Here is a 19,869-nt window from a genome sequence, read left to right on the forward strand (position 1 = left end):
AGCAGCGACTGAACATCGACGACGAGCACGCTCAAGCCGGCCGGCGCGGCCGCCGGAGTGGCCGCCGGCGCCGGCGCTCTCGAGGTACCCGGCCCGCTCCCACTGCCGGCGGCGGCCCTGGACGCGCTCGCCGCCGCCGTCGAGGCGGACGAATCCGCGGTCGTGCTCGTCACCGGTGACCCCGGGTACTTCGGCGTGCTGCGGGCGCTTCGCGAGCGGGGCCTGCCGACCGTGTGCCGGCCCGCGGTGACTCCGTTGCAGCTGCTTGCCGCGATGCTGGAGTGGCCGTGGGACGACATCGCGGTCGTCACCGCGCGCGGGTCGTCGTTTCGCAGCGCGGTCAACGTCTGCCGGGCCCGGCCCGCGGTCGGCGTGCTGACCGCGCCCGGCGCCGGGCCGGCCGAGCTCGCGGTGGAGCTCGCGGGCTGGCGGCGGACACTCGCCGTGCTGACCGGCGCGGGCGGTCCGGCCGCGGATCTGTCCATTGTGGACGCCGTCGAGGCGGCCGGGCGCCGCTGGCCGGAGCCGAACGTCGTGCTGTGCCTTGCCGAACCGGCGCGCCCGGGGCCTGGAAGCTGGCTCGCCGGCGGTGCGCCGGTGCCGCCGGGCGACGGATGGGCGCTCGGGCAGGAGGCGTTCTCCGTCCGGGAGGGCACGGGCAGCTCACCGGAACTGCGGGCACTGGCGCTGACGAAGCTCGCGCCGCGGCCGGGCACGCTGATCTGGGACGTGGCCGCCGGTAGCGGCACCGTCGGCGTCGAGGCGGCCCGGCTCGGCGCGGCGGTGATCGCCGTGGAGAACGACCCCGGCCTGTGCGTGCGGATCGTGGCGAACGCCGAGCGGCACGGCGTCGACGTGCGGCTGGTCGACGGTCCGGTGCCCGAGTCGCTCGCCGGCCTGCCGCGGCCGGACGCGGTGTACCTCGGCACCGCGCAGCCCGACGTCGTGCGCGGCTGCGCGGCGGTGCGGGCGCCGCGCATCGTGGTCGAGGTGCACGAGCTCGGCAGCATCGGCCCGGCCCGCGACGCGCTCGTCGACTCCGGCTACACAGTGGACGGACGGCTGGTGCTCACCGCGCCGGTCGAGGGGTTGCACGGTGGCGGCGCGGTCATCGGCACGGCCTCGTCGAGCCTGCTGCTGTGGGGCACCCCGCGCTGATCGCCTTTCGGTCGAGAACGGGTCTGGCCAGCGGATTCCATCCGATAGTCGGGTCTTTGGCCGCCACACGTTTCTCCAGGTAGGGCACTCAATTGGGGACAAATTCACCCATTCGGACCACTACCAATGGGCGTTGTGGCTGCTGGTGAGCGGCTTGTAGCTATGAGTCAGCCCGTGGGAACACTCGCTCGCGGGACCGAACAAGGGAGAAGAGAGATGGCTGAGGCAAGGCGCCTTCTCCGCCTGGCCGGGGTTGCCGCAGCGGTTCTCGCGTCGGTCGGCGTCGCCGCGTCGGTGACGATGGCGAACGCGGACCAGTCGGCGGACAAGCAGGGGTCCGGCACCGTCACGCCGAAGATCATCGGTGGCTCGGAGACGACCATCGAGGAGAACCCGTACATGGTCGCGCTGACCACGCCGGACGGGTTCCAGTTCTGCGGCGGCGCGATCGTCGCGCCGCACAAGATCCTCACGGCCGCGCACTGCACCGTGGACTCGCAGCCGGCGGACATCGTGGTCGTGTCGGGCCGCACGTCGCTGTCGCAGGACCAGGGTGAGACGGCGAACGTGACCAACATCTGGGTCAACCCGAACTTCGACCAGAACACGATGGTCAACGACTCCTCGGTGCTGACGCTGGACAAGGATCTGACCGCCGCGCCGATCCAGATCGCGACGCCGGACGACGCCGCGCTCTACACGGCCGGCGCGAACAGCACCGTCCTGGGTTGGGGCACCGACGAGAGCGGCAACACCTCGGACGTGCTGAAGAAGGTCGACGTCCCGGTGACCGCCGACGCCGACTGCACCGCGTCCTACCAGGACCAGTTCGACCCGAACACGATGGTGTGCGCCGGTCTGAAGGAAGGTGGCAAGGACAGCTGCCAGGGTGACTCCGGTGGCCCGCTGGTCGGCCTGGCCGCCGACGGCACCCTGAAGGAGATCGGCATCGTGTCCTGGGGCCAGGGCTGCGCGGAGCCGAACTTCTACGGCGTGTACGGCCGCGTCGCGGCGATGTCGGACCTGATCCAGGAGCAGATCAACAGCTAGTTTGGTGGGTTGGTTGGGCCGAGGGCCACTCCGCTGGGGCGGAGTGGCCCTCGGTTTCGTCTACCCGGTTCACCACGCCCTGCCCGCTCCCGCGAAGTTCAGCCGAACCAGGGTGGTTCGTTGCCCGGCTTCCACTTGATGTTGCACCCGATGCTCGGCAGCTGGCCGATCTCGATCTCCTCGCCCGCGAGGACCGCGTCCACCGCCGCGCCCAGTTCGTCGCCGGTTGCCGGGACGCCGTTGCCGGGGCGGGCCGCGTCGAAGCGGCCTCGGTAGACCAGGCGGCGGTCGCCGTCGAAGAGGAAGAAGTCCGGGGTGCACGCGGCCCCGTAGCCGCGGGCGGCCCGCTGGTCCGGGTCGGAGACGTACGGGAACGTCCAGCGCCAGGCGGCGGCGTTCTCGGCCATGCGCGCGGGCAGCTCGTCCGGGTAGGCCTGCGCGTCGTTGCTGTTGATCCCGACGACACCCAGGCCCCGGCGCCGCCATCCCGCCACCGCCGCGCCCAGCGGGACCGCGATGTGCCGCACGTACGGGCAGCGGTTGCACAGGAACGCCACGAGCGTCCCCCGCTGGCTGGCCACCTTGTCGAACGTCCAGGTCGTCCCGTCCGGATCGGGTAGCGCGAAGGGCGGCGCCTCGGTGCCGAGCGGAACCATCGTGGATTGGACGGCCACCATGTCGCGACCCTACCGGCCGCGCCGGGCATGCTTGTGCGCATGACGGGTGAGCAGCACTACCTGGCCGGGCTCGATCTCGCCGGGCGGCGGGTGGTCGTCGTCGGCGGGGGGACCGTGGCGCAGCGGCGGCTGCCGCGCTTGGTGGGGTCCGGGGCCCGCGTCGAGCTGGTCTCGCCGGCCGTGACGCCCGCCGTGCAGACGCTGGTCGACTCCGGCGCGGTCGTCTGGCACCGGCGCCCGTACGCGTCCGGCGATCTCGAGGGTGCCTGGTACGTGCTCTGCTGCACCTCGTCGCCCGAGGTCAACGCCGCCGTGTCCGCCGAGGCCGAGCGGCTGCGCGTCTTCTGCGTCCGCGCCGACGCCGGGTCGGCCGGCACCGCCGTCACGCCGGCGACCGGCGACCACGACCGGATGCTCGTCGGCGTGCTCGCCGGTGGCGACCACCGGCGGTCGGCCGCCGTGCGGGACTCCCTGCTCGCCGCGCTGCGGTCCGGGGTGGCGCTCGACGATGCCGCCAAGCCGGTCGGGGTGGCGCTCGTCGGCGGCGGGCCGGGCGACCCGGACCTCATCACCGTGCGCGGGCGGCGGCTGCTCGCCCGGGCCGACGTGGTGATCGCCGACCGGCTGGCGCCCGCCGAGCTGCTCGAGGAGCTGCCGCCGTCCGTCGAGGTCGTCGACGCCGCGAAGATCCCCTACGGGCGGGCGGCCAGCCAGGACGCCATCAACGAGCTGCTCGTCTCGCACGCCCGGGCGGGCCGCTTCGTCGTGCGGCTCAAGGGCGGCGACCCGTTCGTGTTCGGGCGCGGGTTCGAGGAGGCGCTCGCGTGCGCCGCGGCCGGCGTGCCGGTCACCGTCGTGCCCGGTGTGACCTCCGCGTTCGCCGTGCCTGCGGCGGCCGACGTGCCGGTGACGCACCGCGGCGTGGCCCACGAGGTCGTCGTGGTCTCCGGGCATGTGGCGCCGGGGGACCCGTCGTCGCTTGTGGACTGGGCGGCGCTGGCCCGGCTTCGCGGAACGATCGTGTTGCTGATGGCGGTGGAGCGCATCGCGCTGTTCGCCGACGCGCTCGTGTCGGGTGGCCGGCCCGCCGACACGCCGGTGTCCGTGGTGCAGGAGGGCACGACACGGGGTCAGCGCGTCGTGCCCTCCACTTTGGACAAGGTGGCCGACGACGTGGTGGCCGAAGGGATCCGGCCACCCGCCATCATCGTCATCGGACCGGTCGCGGCGCTCGCCGACGAGCTGGGTGGCGCCTGAAGGCCGGTCCGCTCGACGGCCGCGACGGCCGGCGGGGTGCCTGCTCGGCCACCGGCTCACCGGACGGGGTTCGGGCACCGGTGATCCGGACCAGGTCGGCGTCGCCGGGGCGGACCTTCGTGCGCTCCGGCTCGACGCCCGCCTGCTCGGTCATGCGGAACACCGTGCGCCGCTCCTGGTGGGTGACCAGCGTGACGACCGTGCCCGCCTCGCCGGCGCGCGCGGTGCGGCCGGCACGGTGCAGGTAGCCCTTGGCGTCGGCCGGCGGGTCGACGTGCACGACGAGGCTGACGCCGTCGACGTGGATGCCGCGTGCCGCGACGTCGGTGGCGACGAGCACCGGCAGCCGGCCGTCCTTGAACTCGCCGAGCACGCGGTTGCGCGCGCCCTGCGGCTTGCCGCCGTGCAGCGCGCCGGCTTCGACGCCGACCGCCCGGAGCTGGCGGGTGAGCCGGTCGACGTGGTGCTTGGTGCGCAGGAACATGATCGTGCGCCCGTCCCGCGCGGCCATCTCCGCGACCACGGCCGGCTTGTCCTCACGGGACACCAGCAGCAGGTGGTGCTCCATTGTGGACACCGAGGCGGTCGGCGGGGAGACCGAGTGCGTCACCGGTTCGGTGAGGTACTCGTCGACGAGCGCGGCGACGTCCCGGTCGAGCGTGGCGGAGAACAGCATCCGCTGGCCCTCCGGCACGAGGTCGAGAATGGCGCGGACCTGCGGTAGGAAGCCCATGTCGGCCATCTGGTCGGCCTCGTCGAGTGTGACGAAGCGAACGTCGTCGAGCTTGCAGGTGCCCTGCCGGACGTGATCGGACAGCCGGCCCGGCGTGGCGATCAGCAGGTCGATGCCACGCTCGAGCTGGTCGGCCTGCCGGCTGAACGACAGCCCGCCGACGACCGTGCGGCACCAGAGACCCAGCGACCTCGCCAGCGGCAGCAGCGCGTCCGCGACCTGCACCGCGAGCTCGCGGGTCGGCACGAGCACGAGGCCACGCGGGCGCCCCGGACGGGCGCTGCCCTTGTGCAGGCGGGTGAGCAGCGCCAGCCCGAAGGCGAGCGTCTTGCCGGACCCGGTCTGCGCGCGGCCGAGCACGTCCCGGCCGGCGAGCGCGTCGGGGAGGGTGGCCGCCTGGATGGGGAAGGGCTCCTCGATGCCGGCCTCTTCGAGCGCGGCGAGGAGCGGCGTGGGCAGGCCCAGCTCGGCGAAGGTGACGGTCTTTCGCGCCGGGCGCGCCTCGGCGATCTCGCCGTTCCACGAGGAGGTGACCTGGTCACGGGCGGCGGCGCGCTCGCGCCGGTCTTCGCGGCTGGGCTGCTCGAACCGATCCGCCGGGATGGTGCGCTCGCGCCGGTCCCCGTGGGTCGGCCGCTCGAACCGGCCCGCCGCGTTGGTGCGGTCGTACCGGTGGGCGCGGTTGGGCCGCTCGCCGCGGTCCGGCGACGTGGCACGGTCGCGGCGGTCGCGTGCGGGGGCGCGGTACTCGCCGCGGTCCCGCGTGGCGGCGCGGTCCTGGCCGCCCGTTCGGGTCGGCCGATCACCCCGGTCCCACGCGGATGGGCGCTCGCGGGTGCTGCGGTCCGGGCGGGCACGGCGTTCTTGGCGGTCCCAGGTGGCCGGGCGTTCGCGGTCCTGCTTGCCGCGACGGTCCGGCCGCTCGTCGCGATCCCATGCGGTCGGCCGCTCGTTCGTGCGGTGGCCGGGGCGGTCCCGCTCCCGTGTGTTCGTGCGGTCGCGGTCGTTCGACCTGGCGGTGCGGCCATCGCCACGGCGGCCGTTGCGGTCGGGCGGCGCGTCGAAGGCGCGTGAGCCGCGGTCCCGGGACTCGCGGCGGTCACCGCCGTCCTCGAACCGCCGCGCGCGGCGGTCGGCACGGTTGTCGGCGTACTCGGGTGTGCGGCGGCCCGTGCGGGCATCGCCGCGGTGGGACGTCTGGTGGGCGGTCCGCGCCTGCTTGTGGCGCGGCTTGGCGGCGCGCGCATTGCGGCGCGCGGTGCTGTTCGGCACGAGTTCCTCTCCGGGGGTGGCACGTCTCGGGAGGCCTCTGCGGGCAGCAATCTCGCGCGGACGGGCCCAGCGCCGCTCGGGCGCCGTGGTCGTGGATCTGGCATCGATTGACGGGGGAGCGGCACGGACCGCTCGCGATGCGTGGTCCAGGCTACCCGAAGGGTCGACCCGGGCCTGCGGCGCGTCACGGTCCGTGCCGGTACCCCCTACCCCAGCCCGGCCACGTTGAGCAGCTCGTTCGTCAGATCCGTCGGCTCGCCGAAGGTCACGGGGAGGCCCCGCGCCTGGAACCAGCCCATGACATTCGCCACATCGCGGGCCAGGAACTCCGGGCCGCGCGGGTTCGCGACGACGTCCACGATCTGCGGCAGGTCGATCAGCATCACGTGTCCGTCGTGGACGAGCACGTTGTACGCCGACAGGTCGCCGTGTGTCATGCCCTCGCTCGCCAGCAGTTCCAGCGCCGCCACGAGCTGTTGCCACAGCCCGACCAGCTCGTCGCCGGCCGGACGGAGCTCCGCCAGGCGCGGCGCGGCACCGCCGTCGGCGTCACCGACGAACTCCATCAGCAGCTCGGTTCCGCTGCGCTGCACCGGATACGGCACCGGCGCGCCGATCGACCACAGCCGAGACAGCGCGGCGAACTCCGCGACGGTCCACTGTTCGGCGATCAGGTTGCGGCCGAACGCAGTCCGGTTGGCAATGGCCCGCATCTCGCGGCTACGCCGCATCCGCCGTCCCTCGAGATAGCCGGCGTCGCGATGGAACATCCGGTGCTCGTTGCTGCGGTACCGCTTCGCGGCCAGCAGGCAACCCTGCTTGGTGTCCGGCAACTCGCGCCGGATCAGGTGTACATCGGCCTCCTTACCGGTCTTCAGCATGCCGAGTTCGCTGTCGGCCGCGGCCAGCTCGGTGACGACCCAGCCCGGCCGCGGCCGCGGGCCTTGCTCGCCGTCTCCCCAAGTGGTCCAGCGGTCGTAGCCCGGCGGCAGCGCCGGGCCCGCGAGCGCGCTCTCCCGCACGGCGGCGAGGCGGGCGCGCTCGTGTTCGGTCAGCCGGCCCGCACGGGTCGACCCCTGATCGAACTCGCCCTCGAACGAGCGGGCGAGCTCCGACCTCCTGGGCTTGCGGGCCCGCAGCTTGCGGTTGTCGAAAGCGTCTTCGTCGTCGATGAAGTCATCGATGTCGTGCACACGCACGGTGGGTTCTCCTAAAGGTTCAGTGAGCGCCCCACCGGCGCGTGGTGACAGAGAGGACCAGGCGACCTCAGCGGGGCGAGCGGACGCGGGCAGGCGGCGTCCAGGCGACCTTGTTAGTCACGGGCACCTCCTCGCGTCCGCCGGCAGTCCACCGGCGCCTTGATCCGACCGCAGCAGGCTGCCCTACCCGCCGCGACCCGTGCAACCGAATTAATGCGTGCCACCGACGCAGAACTCGTTGCCCTCCGGGTCCTGTAAGACGGTCCAGGTCAGCCCGGGTACGGAGTGGTCCTCGCCGCGGCTGGCGCCCAGCCCGACCAGGCGCGTGATCTCGCCCTCCCGGTCGTCGGTGGAGAAGTCGATGTGCACCCGGTTCTTGCCGGCCCGTTCCTCCGGCACCTTCTGCAGGCCCAGCATGGGCTGCGCGGGATCGGCCGCCGAGCGCAGCTGGACGAACCAGCCCTCGGCGTCGAACACGGTCTCGAGGTCGAGCGCCTTGGTCCAGAACTCGGCTAGCGAACGGGGCTCGGCACAGTCGATGGTGATCATGGAAAGCTTCATGCCCGCACGCTACGACGGAGCACCGACAAAAATGGAAGCGTGCGAAGCATCGACTGGCAGGACGGCCACATCGTCGCGATCGACCAGACCCGGCTGCCCGGCGAGCTGGTCCTCATGGAGATCCACACCGTCGAGGACCTCGTCGAGGCCATCAAGCGGCTGGCCATCCGCGGGGCGCCCGCGCTCGGCGCCGCGGGCGCGCTCGGCGCGGCGATCGCGGTGCGCGACCCCGGACGCCGCGACAAGGCGCTCGACGCCCTGCGTACGGCGCGGCCGACCGCGGTGAACCTCGCGTGGGGCGTGGACCAGGCCATGGCCCGCCACGTCGACGGCCCCGACGCCGTCCTCGCGGCCGCGATCGGGGTCCTCGACGACGACGCGGTCCGCAACCGCGCGCTCGGCGAACGGGGCGCGGACTGGCTCGCGACCCGCGTCCAGGGCCCGGTCGTCGTCCAGACGCATTGCAACGCCGGCGCGCTGGCCTGCGTGGAGTGGGGCACCGCGCTGGGCGTCGTGCGCTCGCTGCACGAACGGGACCGGCTCGGCCACGTCTACGTCGACGAGACCCGCCCGCTGCTCCAGGGCTCCCGGCTGACGTCGTGGGAGCTCACCGAGATGGGTATCGACCACACGGTCATCGTCGACTCCGCCGCGGCGACCGTCCTCGCCCGCGGGCTCGCGGACGCCGTCGTGGTCGGCGCCGACCGGATCACCGCCAACGGCGACGTGGTGAACAAGATCGGCACGTACCCGCTCGCCCTGGCCGCGCAGCGCGCGGGCCGGCCGTTCGTCGTGGCCGCGCCCGAGTCGACGATCGACCTCGGGCTCGTGAGCGGTGACCAGGTGGAGATCGAGGTCCGCGATCCGGACGAGGTCCTCGCCATCGGCGGGCTGCCGGGCACGGCGACGCTCAACTACGCCTTCGACGTCACGCCCGCCGACCTGGTGACCGTGATCGTCACCGAGAACCGGGTCCTGCGGCCGGAGTTGGGAGAGCGGCCCGCGTAACCCGTTGGAGCCGGGCAAGCACGGGTCACTACTCTTGCCGCAGCCTCTTGACAAGGAGAAGTGCCGTGATCACCAGGATGTCGTCGCTGTTCCTGCGCACGTTGCGCGAGGATCCGGCGGACGCCGAGGTGCCGAGCCACAAGCTGCTGGTTCGCGCCGGGTACGTCCGCCGCGTGGCGCCGGGCGGCTACTCCTGGCTGCCGCTCGGCCTTCGGGTGCTGCGCCGCATCGAGCGCATCGTCCGCGAGGAGATGGACGCGATCGGCGCGCAGGAGATCCAGTTCCCCGCGCTGCTGCCCCGCGAGCCCTACGAGGCGACCGGTCGCTGGACCGAGTACGGCGACAACCTGTTCCGCCTCAAGGACCGCAAGCAGGCCGACTACCTGCTCGGCCCCACGCACGAGGAGCTGTTCACGCTCACCGTGAAGGGGGAGTACAGCTCGTACAAGGACTACCCGGTCCTGCTCTACCAGATCCAGACGAAGTACCGGGACGAGGCGCGGCCCCGCGCGGGCATCCTGCGCGGCCGCGAGTTCCTCATGAAGGACTCGTACTCGTTCGACCTCGACGACGACGGGCTCGCGAACAGCTACCAGAAGCACCGCGACGCCTACATCAAGATCTTCGACCGGCTGGGTCTGAAGTACGTGATCGTGTCCGCGATGTCCGGCGCGATGGGCGGCTCGCGGTCCGAGGAGTTCCTGGCCGAGGCCGAGACCGGCGAGGACACGTACGTGCGCAGCACCGAGTCGGGCTTCGCGGCCAACGTGGAGGCCGTCGTCACGCCCGCGCCGCCCGCACAGTCCATTGAGGACAAGCCAGCCGCGCAGGTGCACCACACCCCGGACACGCCGACCATCGAGACGCTGGTCGACTTCCTCAACAACGCGAACCTCGGCCGCGATTTCACCGCCGCGGACACGCTGAAGAACGTCCTGCTCAAGACGCGCGCGCCCGGTGCGGACAAGTGGGAGCTGCTGGCCGTCGGCGTGCCCGGCGACCGCGAGGTCGACACCAAGCGCCTCGAGGCCGCGCTCGAGCCCCGGGCCGTGGCCATCCTCGAGGAGGCGGACTTCGCCGCGAACCCCTTCCTCGTGAAGGGCTACATCGGGCCGAAGGCGTTGCAGGACAACGGTGTTCGCTACCTCGTCGACCCGCGCGTGGTGGCCGGCACGGCGTGGGTCACCGGTGCCGACAAGGCCGACCACCACGTCGTCGACCTGGTGGTCGGACGGGACTTCACCCCGGACGGCACGATCGAGGCCGCCGAGGTCCGCGAAGGCGACCCCTCGCCGGACGGGCAGGGCACGCTGGTCGCGGCGCGGGGCATCGAGATCGGGCACATCTTCCAGCTGGGCCGCAAGTACGCCGACGCGTTCCAGCTCGACGCGCTCGGCGCGGACAGCAAGCCGATCCGGATCACGATGGGCTCCTACGGGGTCGGCGTGTCCCGGCTGGTCGCCGTGGTCGCCGAGCAGTACCACGACGAGCTGGGCCTGGTCTGGCCACGCGCGATCGCGCCGTACGACCTGCACGTGGTCATCGCCGGCAAGGACGACTCCGTCCGCGAGGGCGGCGAGCGGCTGGCCGGGCAGCTGTCCGACGCGGGCCTGTCGGTGCTGCTGGACGACCGCACGTCGACGCCGGGCGTGAAGTTCGCGGACGCGGAGCTTGTCGGCGTGCCGACGATCGTCGTGGTGGGCCGCGGCCTCGCGAAGGGCGTGGTGGAGGTCAAGGACCGCGCGACCGGCGAGCGAACCGAGGTCCCGGTCGACGAGGCGGTCGCACACCTGACCGCACTCGTGCGGAGTTGACGCGGCGCGGCCGGGCGACGGGCACAGCCGTTCCGTCGCCCGGGCGCGTTCGCGACCAGGGAGCGATTCACTCGAACGTGCCCGGCCTCCGGAATCCCCCGTCCGCCAACCGCCTGTCAGCGCAGTAGCGCCGCCAGCACGGCCGGGGTGTCGGCGAGGTTCGGCAGGACCACGTCCGCGCCGGAGTCGGCCAGCTGGTCGGCGCTGTGGCGGCCCGTGGCCACGCCTACCGTGACCGTCCCGTGGTGGCGGCCGGCGGCCACGTCCATCGGGGTGTCGCCGATGACCACGACAGACTTCGGCGCGAACGTGACGCCGTGCTTGGCCGACGCCTGGGCCATCGCGGCCTCGACGAGGTCGTGCCGGTGCTCGGAGATCGCCCCGTAGCCGCCGATCGACAGGTCGACGTGGCGGGCCAGGTCGAACGCCGCCAGCTTGCAGTCCGCGAGCGACGCCAGGTTGCCGGTCACCAGCGACTGCACGACGCCCTCCCGCGAGCCCAGGGCCGCCAGGATCTCCGGCGCCCCGTCGAGCGCCCGGCCCAGCGTCGGCAATGCCGGGCGCGCGGCCAGCCCGATGGCCTCCAGCTCGGCGAGGATCCGCTCCACGTGCTCGTCGTCGTGTGCCTCGCCGTGCTCCTTGAGCAGCTCCTTCGCGAGCGAGCGCTCGGTGCGGCCGGGGAACGTGGGCAGGTGCGCCAGCTCCTTGCCGACGACTTTGGCGAGCGCCTCGGCGTACCACTTCCGGCCGATGCCCGTGTAGTCGACGAGGGTCAGGTCGATGTCCCAGAGAACCAGCGTGTCCACCCAGCCATCGTGACATGGCCCACCGACACGTCCGCGTGCTGGGACCTTATTTCAACAACGGTTGACTTGCCCGAGCGGCCGGGCGTAGTTTGAACTCGAAATTCAACGTCTGATGAACTCCACGGGAGGAACAAATGGCAGCCACAGCCACCCACCGGCCGGCGCTGCTCGCCGTGCTGCTGGGCGTAGCCGGCGCCGTGGTCGCCACGGTGCTCGGCTTTCTCACCTTCGGCGCGCAGGCCACGGTCGCGCCGCACGACGTCCCGCTGGCCGTCGCCAGCCCGCCGGGACAGCTCCGCCAGGCCGCCGAGCGTGTCGCCCAGCAGGGCGGCGACGCCGTCGAGTGGCACGTCACCGACCCGGCCCAGGCCCGGCAGATGCTGGACGACAAGGAGGTCTACGGCATTCTCGAGCTGGCCGGCGGGCCGCAGGGCGTCCAGCTCACGGTCGTCAACTCCGGTGCCGTCAACCCGCAGGGCACGCAGAGCGCCACACAGGTGCTGACCGGCGCGGCCCAGGGCCTCACCGCCGCTCTCGCCCAGCAGGGCGTCGACGTCGCGCCGCCACATCTGGAGACCGTCCACCCGGCGAGCGTCGCCGGCCGGATAGCGCCGCTGGCCGCGAGCGCCCTGCTGTGGCTCGGCGGGCTCGTGGCCACGCTCGGCTACGGCCTGGTGATCAGGCGCCGGGGGCTGCGGCGCGGCCCGCTCTCGCGCGTCACGCTGCTGCTCACGATCAGCGTCGCCGCCACGGCGGTCGTCGCCGGGTTCTTCAAGCTGTGGGACTCGTCGCTGACGCTGTCCTGGGACCTGCTCGGCTACATGTTCCTGACCGCCGTGGCGTTCGCCGCCGTGCAGGGCGCGCTGCTGCGCGTGCTGAACCTGGGCGCGGTGGCGATCCTCGGCCCGCTGTACCTGATCGCGCCCGCGGTGGCCGGCCAGGTACCGGAGATGCTCAACCCGGCCTACCGCGCGCTGCTGTGGTCGTGGACGCCGTTCCGCTTCTCCACCGAGGGCATCCGCAGCCTGCTGCTCGGCACGCCCGACGCCCCGGACGTGACCAACGGCCTCATCGTGCTCGGCGCGATGGCACTGGCCGGCCTGATCGTGATCCTCTGGCCGATCCGGAATCGGGTCGAGCCACGGGCCGAGACCGGCACCCGCGAGCCGGTGCTGGCCGATGCCTAGCCCGGCAGGTAGCTGAAGCGGACCTTCCGGACCGGGTTGTCGATGTTGGTGTCCACCAGGCAGACCGACTGCCAGGTGCCGAGGGCCAGCTCGCCGGAGAGAACGGGGATGTTCGCGTAGGGCGGGACCAGTGCGGGGAGCACGTGGTCCCGCCCGTGGCCGGGCGAGCCGTGCGTGTGCCGCCAGCGGCCGTCCTTCGGCAGCAGCTCCCGCAGCGCGGCGAGCAGGTCCTCGTCGCTGCCGGCGCCGGTCTCGAGGACGGCGATGCCGGCCGTCGCGTGCGGCACCCACACGTTCAGCAGCCCGTCGCCCGCGCCGGCGTCGGCGAGGAACCAGTGGCAGGCGTCGGTGAGGTCGTGGACGACCTCGCGGTGCCCGGTCTCCACCTCGATCTCCGTGGTGCGCATGGTCGACACGGTATTAGTTGAGGGGTGCGAAGCGCCTGGGGACAGCAGTTCGAAGTGCCGGCCGGCTACCTCAACACGGCGAGCATCGGCGTGCCGCCCGTCTCGGCGGCCGACGTGCTCGCCGACGCGGTCGTGCGGTGGCGGCGGGGTGCCGCGCGGCCGCCGGACTTCGACGAGCACGTGGCGACCGCCCGCGCGGCCTGGGCGCGGCTCGTCGGGCTCGACGTGGCGAACGTGGCGACCGGCGCGAGCGTGTCGCAGCTCGTCGCGCTCGTGGCCGCGAGCCTGCCGGCCACTACGCGGGTCCTGGCCGTCGGGGGCGAGTTCACCAGCGTCACGTTTCCCTTTGCCGCGCACGGGATGCCGGTGACCGAGGTGCCGCACGCCGACCTGCTGTCCCACGTGGACGACCATGACCTGGTGGCGGTCAGCGTGGTCCAGTCCGCCGACGGGCGGGTCGCCGACCTCGACGGGCTGCGGGCCGCCGGCAAGCCCGTGCTCCTCGACGCCACCCAGGCGGCCGGCTGGCTGCCACTGCGGCTGGACTGGGCGGACTGGGTCGTCGGCGCCGGGTACAAGTGGCTGCTGGCCCCGCGCGGCACCGCGTGGCTCGGCGGCCGGCCCGACGCGCTGGAGCGGATCACTCCGCACGCCGCGAACTGGTACGCCGCCGAGGACCCGTGGCAGGGCATCTACGGGCTGCCGCTGCGCCTGGCCGGGGACGCCCGCCGGTTCGACCTCTCGCCGGTCTGGTTCGCCCAGATCGGTGCCGCCGCGACGCTGCCGTGGCTCGCCGGGCTGGACCTCGCCGCGGTCCGGGACCACTGCGTGGGACTCGCCGACGCGACGCTCTCCGGCCTCGGCCGCCCGCCGCAGGGCTCCGCCGTGATCTCCGTCGACCTGTCGGGCGAGCAGGCCCGGCGGCTCACCGACGCGGGCGTCATCGGCGCCATTCGCGCAGGTCGGACGCGGTTGTCCTTCCATCTGTACAACTCCCGCGAGGACGTGGACCTGGTCCTCGCTAGCACGTGCTGAACGCGCCGCAACACGGACCTCACCTGGTTAACCACCGTTCGTGCGGTTACCGTGTCGGCCGTGTCGGCTCCCTATCGCCCGGGCCAAGCGCCGTGGCCCGACAACCAGTCGCAGCGCCCGGACCGGCCGCCGCCGCTCCAGTTCCAGCCGGAGCAGGACGGGCCGCGGAGCAACCAGGCGCTCGCCTGGACGCTGCGCATCCTCGGGCTGGTCCTCGTCGCGGTGCTCTCGGGCGTCGTCTGGTGGTACATCCACCAGGAGGGCTCGGACGGCGACCCGACGGGTTACGGCGGCTCGGCGACCCAGCAGCAGAGCTCCGGCAAGTACGACTTCACCGACGAGCTCAGCACGCCGCGGGTCGACGACACGTGCGACGACCACGCGTACGGCGACACCGAGCGCTTCTTCAAGGACAGCCCGTGCGACCGGCTGACCCGGTCGGTCTTCACCACGAGAGTCGACGGCCGCACGATCTACACGTCGGTCTCGGTCGTGGAGATGCCGGACGAGGACAAGGCCACGCAGCTGCAGAACGTCACCGACACCGACGGCTCCGGCAACGTCAGCGACCTTGTCCGTGAGGGCGAGGTGGAGGCCGGCGGGCTCAAGCAGCTCAGCAAGGGCGGTGGCTACGCCTCCGCGCGGCAGGGCGACCAGGTCACGATCGTCGAGGCCGACTACGACCCGCAGGCGGGCGAGGGCGGCTCGGAGGACGAGCTGGACGACGTCTGCAAGGACGCGATCCGGCTCGGCGGCGACATCACCTCGAACGGCGGCTGAGCGGCTACTTCGCCGGCTCGCCCGGGAACGCGGGCGCGGCCGGCGACTGGCCCGCCGCGCGGCGCCAGCGGGTCGCCCGCACCGCGGCGGCCGTCAACGCCTCCAGCGCGGCGCGGCGCACGTTCTTGTCGTCGGTGCGCTCCAGCACGGCACGCCAGGCGACGGTCGTGTCCGCCTCGGCCAGCACGAGCACGGCGATCGCCGACTTCTGGTCGGCGACGGGCTGCGGCGGCACGTAGGCGGGCTCGGCCGGCCGCGGGGTCTGGCCGGCGTCGGCCAGCAACCGCTCGGTGGCGTCGCGGCGGGCGCGGTGCGCGGTGGTGCCCTCGGTGACGGCCGCGTTGTACGAGTCCGGCAGGAACGCGCTGACCAGGCCGTACACCCACAGCGCGGCGTGCTCGGAGCCGAGCGCGGACTGGACCGCCTCGACGGAGTCGGCCGGCAGCTGCCCACCGCCGGACGAGTCGGGCTGTCGCATCAGGCCAGCACCTCCCGCAGGCTCGCGCACGCGGCGGCCACCGAGCCGACCAGCCCCGCCCGGTAGCGCGCCACGCTCGGCACCAGCTTCGCGGCCTCCTGCTCCGCCGCCGTCAGCGCGTCGAGCAGGGACTTCTTCGCCGCCGCCGCACCGGCCGGCGGCTTCTCCGCGTCCGGCGGCGCGGGCTTGGTGGAGGAGACGGGCGGGCGCGCCCGGTCGACCTCCTTCTGCAGCGCGGTCGCGTGCTCGCCGCGCGCGTCGGACACGGCCTTGGCCTGGGCCGCGAGCGCCGGCACCGCCCTCGCCACGGCCGCGGCGCTCGCCGCGTCGGCGCGTGCCCGCGCGGCCATGGCCGCGAGCGGGTCCGGTGGGGGTGGTTGCGCCGGCTCCGTGCAGGAGACCGCCGCCGCGAGGGGTAGCAGCAGCGCCCCGGCGCGTAGCACGTCCCGGCGCCCGATCCGGTGCCCGATGTTCATCACGGGCGGTCATACTGCCAGGCGAGCGTGCCACCCGGTCGGACGCACCGTGCCTGCTCTAAGCCGACTCGCGGGCCGTGACGAGATACGCTTGGCAACCACGGTCGGTGAGTGGCACACGAGACGCAATCCCGCGACACGACTGCGACACGATCCGAGACAAGACTCGAGGCAGGGGAGTGGCCACGTGCCAGGTCAGCGACAACGCATCAACGGCGCCGGCGAGACGCTGGAGCCGGTGGTCGCCGACGCCGTCGCCCGGGCGGGCTACGACCTCGAGACGCTGCACGTCCAGCAGGCCGGCCGGCGGCAGCTGGTGAAGGTGGTCGTCGACCGCGAGGACGACGGCACCGGGGCGGGTGGCATCGGCCTGGACCAGGTCGCGGAGGTCAGCCGCGCCGTGTCCGCGGCGCTCGACGCGCTGGAGGACAGCCGTACCGCCGGCAGCGTGCTCGGTGGCTCCTACACGCTCGAGGTGACGAGCCCGGGCCTCGACCGGCCGCTGACCAAGCCGCGCCACTGGCGGCGCGCCCGACTGCGCAAGGTCGCCGTGCGCCAGGGCGAGGACAGCTACACCGCGCGCGTCGGCGACGCGGACGAGCATGGCGTCCGGTTGCTGGTCGGCAAGAACGTCCGGCACGTCCGGTACGCCGACATCGAGCACGCCGTCGTCGAGGTCGAGTTCCGCGAGCCGCCGGCCGACGAGGTCGCGCTGCTCGAGCACGAGGAGGGGTCGAGGTGAATGTCGACATCGCGGCGCTGCGCGCCATCGAGCGGGACAAGGACATCCCCTTCGACACGGTGATCGAGGCGATCGAGACCGCGCTGCTCACCGCGTACAAGCACACCGAGGGCCACCAGCCGCACGCCAAGATCGACATCGACCGGCGCACCGGCATCGTCCGGGTGATCGCCTATGAGCTCGGTGCCGAGGGCGAGCCGGTCCAGGAATGGGACGACACGCCCGAGGGCTTCGGCCGCATCGCCGCCACCACCGCGCGGCAGGTCATCCTGCAGCGGCTGCGGGACGCCGAGAACGAGAAGACGTTCGGCGAGTTCTCCGCGAAGGAGGGCGAGATCGTCGCCGGCGTCGTGCAGCGCGACGCGCGCGCGAACTCCCGCGGCATGGTCGTGGTCCAGGTCGGCGACACCGAGGGCGTGCTGCCCGCGGCCGAGCAGGTGCCCGGCGAGCGGTACGAGCACGGCACCCGGATCAAGTGCTTCGTGCTCGGTGTGAGCCGGGGAACAAGGGGACCCCAGATCACGTTGTCCCGTACGCACCCCAACCTCGTCCGGCGCCTGTTCGCGCTCGAGGTCCCGGAGATCGCCGACGGCACCGTGGAGATCCCGGCGGTGGCCCGCGAGGCGGGGCACCGGTCGAAGATCGCGGTCCGCTCGACCGTCCCCGGAGTCAACGCCAAGGGCGCCTGCATCGGGCCGATGGGGGCACGGGTGCGCAACGTGATGAGCGAGCTGCTGGGGGAGAAGATCGACATCATCGACTACTCGGAGGACCCGGCGACGTTCGTGGGCAACGCCCTCTCGCCCGCCAAGGTCATCTCTGTCCGCGTGGTCGACGAACGGGCGAAGACCGCTCGAGTCGTGGTGCCGGACTTCCAGCTGTCCCTGGCGATCGGCAAGGAGGGCCAGAACGCCAGGCTGGCGGCCAGGTTGACTGGTTGGCGCATCGACATCCGCAGCGACGCCGCGGCGCCCACGCCGGCGCACGGCATACCGGCCGCGGGCGCGCCGAGCGTCACACCGACATCGGGTTCGGCCGAGTAAGGCCGACGGGATAGACTCATCAGTGGTTCAACGTTCTGGACCGGCGTCCGCACGTCTTCCGCGTACCAATCCGGTACGTACCTGCGTCGGCTGCCGGGTCAGGGCGGAGACCGGTGAGTTGCTCCGGGTCGTGCTCGTGGATGGAGACCTGGCTCTCGATCTACGGCGCCGAGCCGCCGGTCGGGGGGCATGGCTACATCCCGAGTTGAGTTGCCTGGACAAGGCCGAGCGGCGGCGTGCGTTCGCGAGAGCGCTGCGCGTGCCGGGCCCGCTCGACGCCGGTGCGCTCCGGAGTGATCTGGAGCAGCTGGCCCACCGCGTTACCGGATCGGGATCTTCCCGGCCCGGGCTGGATGAACGAAAGCAGGTCGACCCGTCATGAGTCAGCCGTGAAGCTGAAGCCATGAACGCCAGACGATAGGACGAGGTCGCGCGGGACCGTTGCCGCCGGCCTCACTCGGACGAGGAGAGCAGTGGCAGGCAAGGCCCGAGTACATGAGCTCGCCAAAGAGCTCGGTGTAACCAGCAAGGATGTTCTCGCCAAGTTGAAGGAGCTCGGCGAGTTCGTGAAGTCCGCGTCCTCCACGGTGGAGGCCCCGGTGGCCCGCCGGTTGCGGGACGCGTACCCCAAGACGGATGGCGCCGCCGCGAAGAACAGCGGTGGTGCCAAGAGCGCCGCGCGCCCGAAGCCGGCCGCACGCCAGCAGGCCGCCGCACCGGTGGCCGAGCCGCAGGCGGCCGCGCCGGCAGCGCCGGCTCCCGCGAGGCCGGCACCCAAGCCGGCCGCGAAGCCCAGTCCGGCCGAGCCCGCCGCGCCCCAGCCGGCCGCGGCCAAGGTCGAGACGGAGGCGGCGCCGAAGCCGGCCGTGAAGCCCGGCCCGGCTCCGCAGCAGCAGCAACCTCAGGGTGGCGGGCAGGCGGGTGGCCAGGTCGTGCCGCCGCGGCCGCAGTCGCCCAAGCCCGGTCCGCGGGCGCCGCGGGTCGGCAACAACCCGTTCGGTGTGGGTGCCGGTGCTCCGTCGCCGCGTCCGTCCGCGCCGCGGCCCGGAGGTGGCCCCGGCGGCGAGCGTGCCGCGCGTCCCGGTGAGGGGCGCCCGGCGCCCGGTCCGCGGGGTGGCGGCAACGCGCCCGCCGGTCCGCGGCCCTCGCCCGGGCAGATGCCCCCGCGCCCGAACCCCGGCATGATGCCGCCGCGTCCGGCTCGTCCGGCCGGTGGCGGTCGTGGCGGTCCCGGTGGCGGCGCGCGTGGCGGTCCCGGTGGCCCGGGTGGCGGCGCGCGTGGCGGTCCCGGCGGGCCGCGCGGTGGCGGCGGCGGTGGCGGCTTCCGCGGCGGTCCCGGTGGCGGCGGTGGTGGCGGCGGCGGTGGCGGCGGCTACCGCGGCGGTCCCGGTGGCGCGCCGGCCGGTGGCGGTTTCCGCGGTGGCGGTGGCCGCCCGGGTTCCGGTGGCGGTCGCGGCGGTGCCGCGGGTGCGTTCGGCCGGCCCGGCGGGCCGTCCCGGCGTGGCCGCAAGTCGAAGCGGCAGAAGCGCCAGGAGTACATGGAGAACATGCAGGCGCCCAGCGTCGGCGGTGTTCGCCTGCCCAAGGGCAACGGCGAGAACATCCGGCTGCCGCGCGGTGCCTCGCTGACCGACTTCGCGGAGAAGATCAACGCCAACCCGGCCTCGCTGGTGCAGGTGCTGTTCCACCTCGGCGAGATGGTCACGGCGACCCAGTCGGTCTCCGACGACGTGCTCGAGCTCCTCGGCACCGAGATGAACTACAAGGTGCAGGTCGTCTCCCCGGAGGAGGAGGACCGCGAGCTGCTCGACTCGTTCGACATCACGTTCGGCGAGGACGCGGGCGACGAGACCGATCTCCAGTCGCGGCCGCCGGTCGTGACCGTCATGGGTCACGTCGACCACGGTAAGACCCGCCTGCTGGACACGATCCGCAAGGCCAACGTCCACGAGGGCGAGGCCGGCGGCATCACCCAGCACATCGGTGCCTACCAGGTCAAGGTCGAGGTCGACAGCCAGGAACGGCTGATCACCTTCATCGACACGCCGGGTCACGAGGCGTTCACCGCCATGCGTGCCCGCGGTGCGAACTCCACGGACATCGCGGTGATCGTGGTCGCCGCCGACGACGGCGTCATGCCGCAGACGGTGGAGGCCATCAACCACGCGCAGGCGGCCGACCTGCCG

Annotated in this window: 20 protein-coding genes; 12 read left to right on the plus strand and 8 right to left on the minus strand. The window is 73.1% G+C overall.

The genetic code is table 11. The features are described 5' to 3' along the window. Positions 1–57 precede the first annotated feature (57 nt). Entirely contained in the window at positions 58–1,158 is a 1,101-nt protein-coding gene (locus VH969_RS08410) for a bifunctional cobalt-precorrin-7 (C(5))-methyltransferase/cobalt-precorrin-6B (C(15))-methyltransferase (protein WP_331972972.1), read from the plus strand. Positions 1,159–1,374: 216 nt separating this feature from the next. Next, entirely contained in the window at positions 1,375–2,208 is an 834-nt protein-coding gene (locus VH969_RS08415; RefSeq protein WP_331972974.1) for a S1 family peptidase, read from the plus strand. Positions 2,209–2,306: 98 nt separating this feature from the next. Here VH969_RS08415 and VH969_RS08420 read toward each other — a convergent pair whose 3' ends face one another. Beyond that, entirely contained in the window at positions 2,307–2,885 is a 579-nt protein-coding gene (locus VH969_RS08420; protein WP_331972976.1) for a thioredoxin family protein, read from the minus strand. Between the two features lie 39 nt (positions 2,886–2,924). Between VH969_RS08420 and cobA the strand changes: the two genes are divergently transcribed. Continuing rightward, positions 2,925–4,142, plus strand: a complete 1,218-nt coding sequence (cobA, locus tag VH969_RS08425) for a uroporphyrinogen-III C-methyltransferase (RefSeq protein ID WP_331972978.1) — start codon at positions 2,925–2,927, stop codon at positions 4,140–4,142. On the opposite strand, the gene VH969_RS08430 is transcribed toward cobA, so the two are convergent. From VH969_RS08430 to VH969_RS08440, 3 genes are all read right to left on the minus strand, one after another. Continuing rightward, positions 4,096–5,385, minus strand: a complete 1,290-nt coding sequence (locus VH969_RS08430) for a DEAD/DEAH box helicase (RefSeq protein ID WP_414638442.1) — start codon at positions 5,383–5,385, stop codon at positions 4,096–4,098. The two genes, cobA and VH969_RS08430, sit on opposite strands and share 47 nt — an antisense overlap. A gap of 968 nt (positions 5,386–6,353) precedes the next feature. After that, positions 6,354–7,346: a serine protein kinase RIO gene (locus VH969_RS08435; protein ID WP_331972980.1), complete on the minus strand. Its 993-nt coding sequence runs from the start codon at positions 7,344–7,346 to the stop codon at positions 6,354–6,356. A 210-nt stretch (positions 7,347–7,556) separates the two neighbouring features. Further along, complete coding sequence (locus VH969_RS08440; protein ID WP_331972982.1) at positions 7,557–7,907, minus strand: VOC family protein; 351 nt, start codon at positions 7,905–7,907, stop codon at positions 7,557–7,559. Positions 7,908–7,946: 39 nt separating this feature from the next. Here VH969_RS08440 and mtnA point away from each other — a divergent pair, with 39 nt between their 5' ends. Beyond that, entirely contained in the window at positions 7,947–8,915 is a 969-nt protein-coding gene (mtnA, locus tag VH969_RS08445) for an S-methyl-5-thioribose-1-phosphate isomerase (RefSeq protein WP_331972984.1), read from the plus strand. A 65-nt stretch (positions 8,916–8,980) separates the two neighbouring features. Then, positions 8,981–10,729 carry a proline--tRNA ligase gene (locus VH969_RS08450; protein WP_331972986.1) on the plus strand — a complete coding sequence of 583 codons (1,749 nt, stop codon included), beginning with the start codon at positions 8,981–8,983 and terminating at the stop codon, positions 10,727–10,729. 116 nt (positions 10,730–10,845) lie between these two features. Here VH969_RS08450 and VH969_RS08455 read toward each other — a convergent pair whose 3' ends face one another. Then, positions 10,846–11,535 carry an HAD family hydrolase gene (locus VH969_RS08455; RefSeq protein WP_331972988.1) on the minus strand — a complete coding sequence of 230 codons (690 nt, stop codon included), beginning with the start codon at positions 11,533–11,535 and terminating at the stop codon, positions 10,846–10,848. Between the two features lie 134 nt (positions 11,536–11,669). Here VH969_RS08455 and VH969_RS08460 point away from each other — a divergent pair, with 134 nt between their 5' ends. Further along, a complete protein-coding gene (locus VH969_RS08460) occupies positions 11,670–12,722 on the plus strand; it encodes an ABC transporter permease (RefSeq protein WP_331972990.1) in 1,053 nt (350 codons plus the stop codon). Here the strand turns inward: VH969_RS08460 and VH969_RS08465 are convergent. Continuing rightward, positions 12,719–13,129: a secondary thiamine-phosphate synthase enzyme YjbQ gene (locus VH969_RS08465; protein WP_331972992.1), complete on the minus strand. Its 411-nt coding sequence runs from the start codon at positions 13,127–13,129 to the stop codon at positions 12,719–12,721. The two genes, VH969_RS08460 and VH969_RS08465, sit on opposite strands and share 4 nt — an antisense overlap. Before the next feature lie 24 nt (positions 13,130–13,153). Here VH969_RS08465 and VH969_RS08470 point away from each other — a divergent pair, with 24 nt between their 5' ends. Together VH969_RS08470 and VH969_RS08475 are read left to right on the plus strand one after the other, a co-directional pair. Continuing rightward, complete coding sequence (locus VH969_RS08470; protein ID WP_331972994.1) at positions 13,154–14,164, plus strand: aminotransferase class V-fold PLP-dependent enzyme; 1,011 nt, start codon at positions 13,154–13,156, stop codon at positions 14,162–14,164. 60 nt (positions 14,165–14,224) lie between these two features. Beyond that, positions 14,225–14,944 carry a hypothetical protein gene (locus VH969_RS08475; protein WP_331972996.1) on the plus strand — a complete coding sequence of 240 codons (720 nt, stop codon included), beginning with the start codon at positions 14,225–14,227 and terminating at the stop codon, positions 14,942–14,944. Positions 14,945–14,948: 4 nt separating this feature from the next. Here the strand turns inward: VH969_RS08475 and VH969_RS08480 are convergent, their stop codons facing one another. Further along, positions 14,949–15,422, minus strand: a complete 474-nt coding sequence (locus VH969_RS08480; RefSeq protein WP_331972998.1) for a ferritin-like domain-containing protein — start codon at positions 15,420–15,422, stop codon at positions 14,949–14,951. After that, positions 15,422–15,898: a hypothetical protein gene (locus tag VH969_RS08485; protein WP_331973000.1), complete on the minus strand. Its 477-nt coding sequence runs from the start codon at positions 15,896–15,898 to the stop codon at positions 15,422–15,424. Before VH969_RS08485 ends, VH969_RS08480 begins: the two co-directional genes overlap by 1 nt. Before the next feature lie 187 nt (positions 15,899–16,085). Here VH969_RS08485 and rimP point away from each other — a divergent pair, with 187 nt between their 5' ends. The 4 genes from rimP to VH969_RS08505 form a co-directional block, all read left to right on the plus strand. Continuing rightward, complete coding sequence (gene rimP, locus VH969_RS08490; RefSeq protein ID WP_331973002.1) at positions 16,086–16,640, plus strand: ribosome maturation factor RimP; 555 nt, start codon at positions 16,086–16,088, stop codon at positions 16,638–16,640. Continuing rightward, positions 16,637–17,683 carry a transcription termination factor NusA gene (gene nusA / locus VH969_RS08495; RefSeq protein ID WP_331973004.1) on the plus strand — a complete coding sequence of 349 codons (1,047 nt, stop codon included), beginning with the start codon at positions 16,637–16,639 and terminating at the stop codon, positions 17,681–17,683. The genes rimP and nusA overlap by 4 nt, the downstream gene beginning before the upstream one ends. Before the next feature lie 22 nt (positions 17,684–17,705). Beyond that, a complete protein-coding gene (locus VH969_RS08500; protein WP_331973006.1) occupies positions 17,706–18,065 on the plus strand; it encodes a YlxR family protein in 360 nt (119 codons plus the stop codon). Between the two features lie 91 nt (positions 18,066–18,156). Further along, positions 18,157–19,869: translation initiation factor IF-2 N-terminal domain-containing protein (locus VH969_RS08505; protein ID WP_331973008.1), on the plus strand; the 1,713-nt coding region annotated here is incomplete at its 3' end.

Source organism: Actinophytocola sp. (genome assembly GCF_036555685.1).
Taxonomy (GTDB): Bacteria; Actinomycetota; Actinomycetes; order Mycobacteriales; family Pseudonocardiaceae; genus Actinophytocola.

What these genes read in the sequence shown, in the direction of transcription:
- VH969_RS08420 (WP_331972976.1), bottom strand. Translation starts at nt 2,885, where the DNA reads ATGGTGGCCGTCCAATCCACGATGGTTCCGCTCGGCACCGAGGCGCCG.
- VH969_RS08440 (WP_331972982.1), bottom strand. Translation starts at nt 7,907, where the DNA reads ATGAAGCTTTCCATGATCACCATCGACTGTGCCGAGCCCCGTTCGCTA.
- VH969_RS08480 (WP_331972998.1), bottom strand. Translation starts at nt 15,422, where the DNA reads ATGCGACAGCCCGACTCGTCCGGCGGTGGGCAGCTGCCGGCCGACTCC.
- VH969_RS08485 (WP_331973000.1), bottom strand. Translation starts at nt 15,898, where the DNA reads ATGAACATCGGGCACCGGATCGGGCGCCGGGACGTGCTACGCGCCGGG.
- VH969_RS08465 (WP_331972992.1), bottom strand. Translation starts at nt 13,129, where the DNA reads ATGCGCACCACGGAGATCGAGGTGGAGACCGGGCACCGCGAGGTCGTC.
- VH969_RS08460 (WP_331972990.1), top strand. Translation starts at nt 11,670, where the DNA reads ATGGCAGCCACAGCCACCCACCGGCCGGCGCTGCTCGCCGTGCTGCTG.
- VH969_RS08415 (WP_331972974.1), top strand. Translation starts at nt 1,375, where the DNA reads ATGGCTGAGGCAAGGCGCCTTCTCCGCCTGGCCGGGGTTGCCGCAGCG.
- cobA (WP_331972978.1), top strand. Translation starts at nt 2,925, where the DNA reads ATGACGGGTGAGCAGCACTACCTGGCCGGGCTCGATCTCGCCGGGCGG.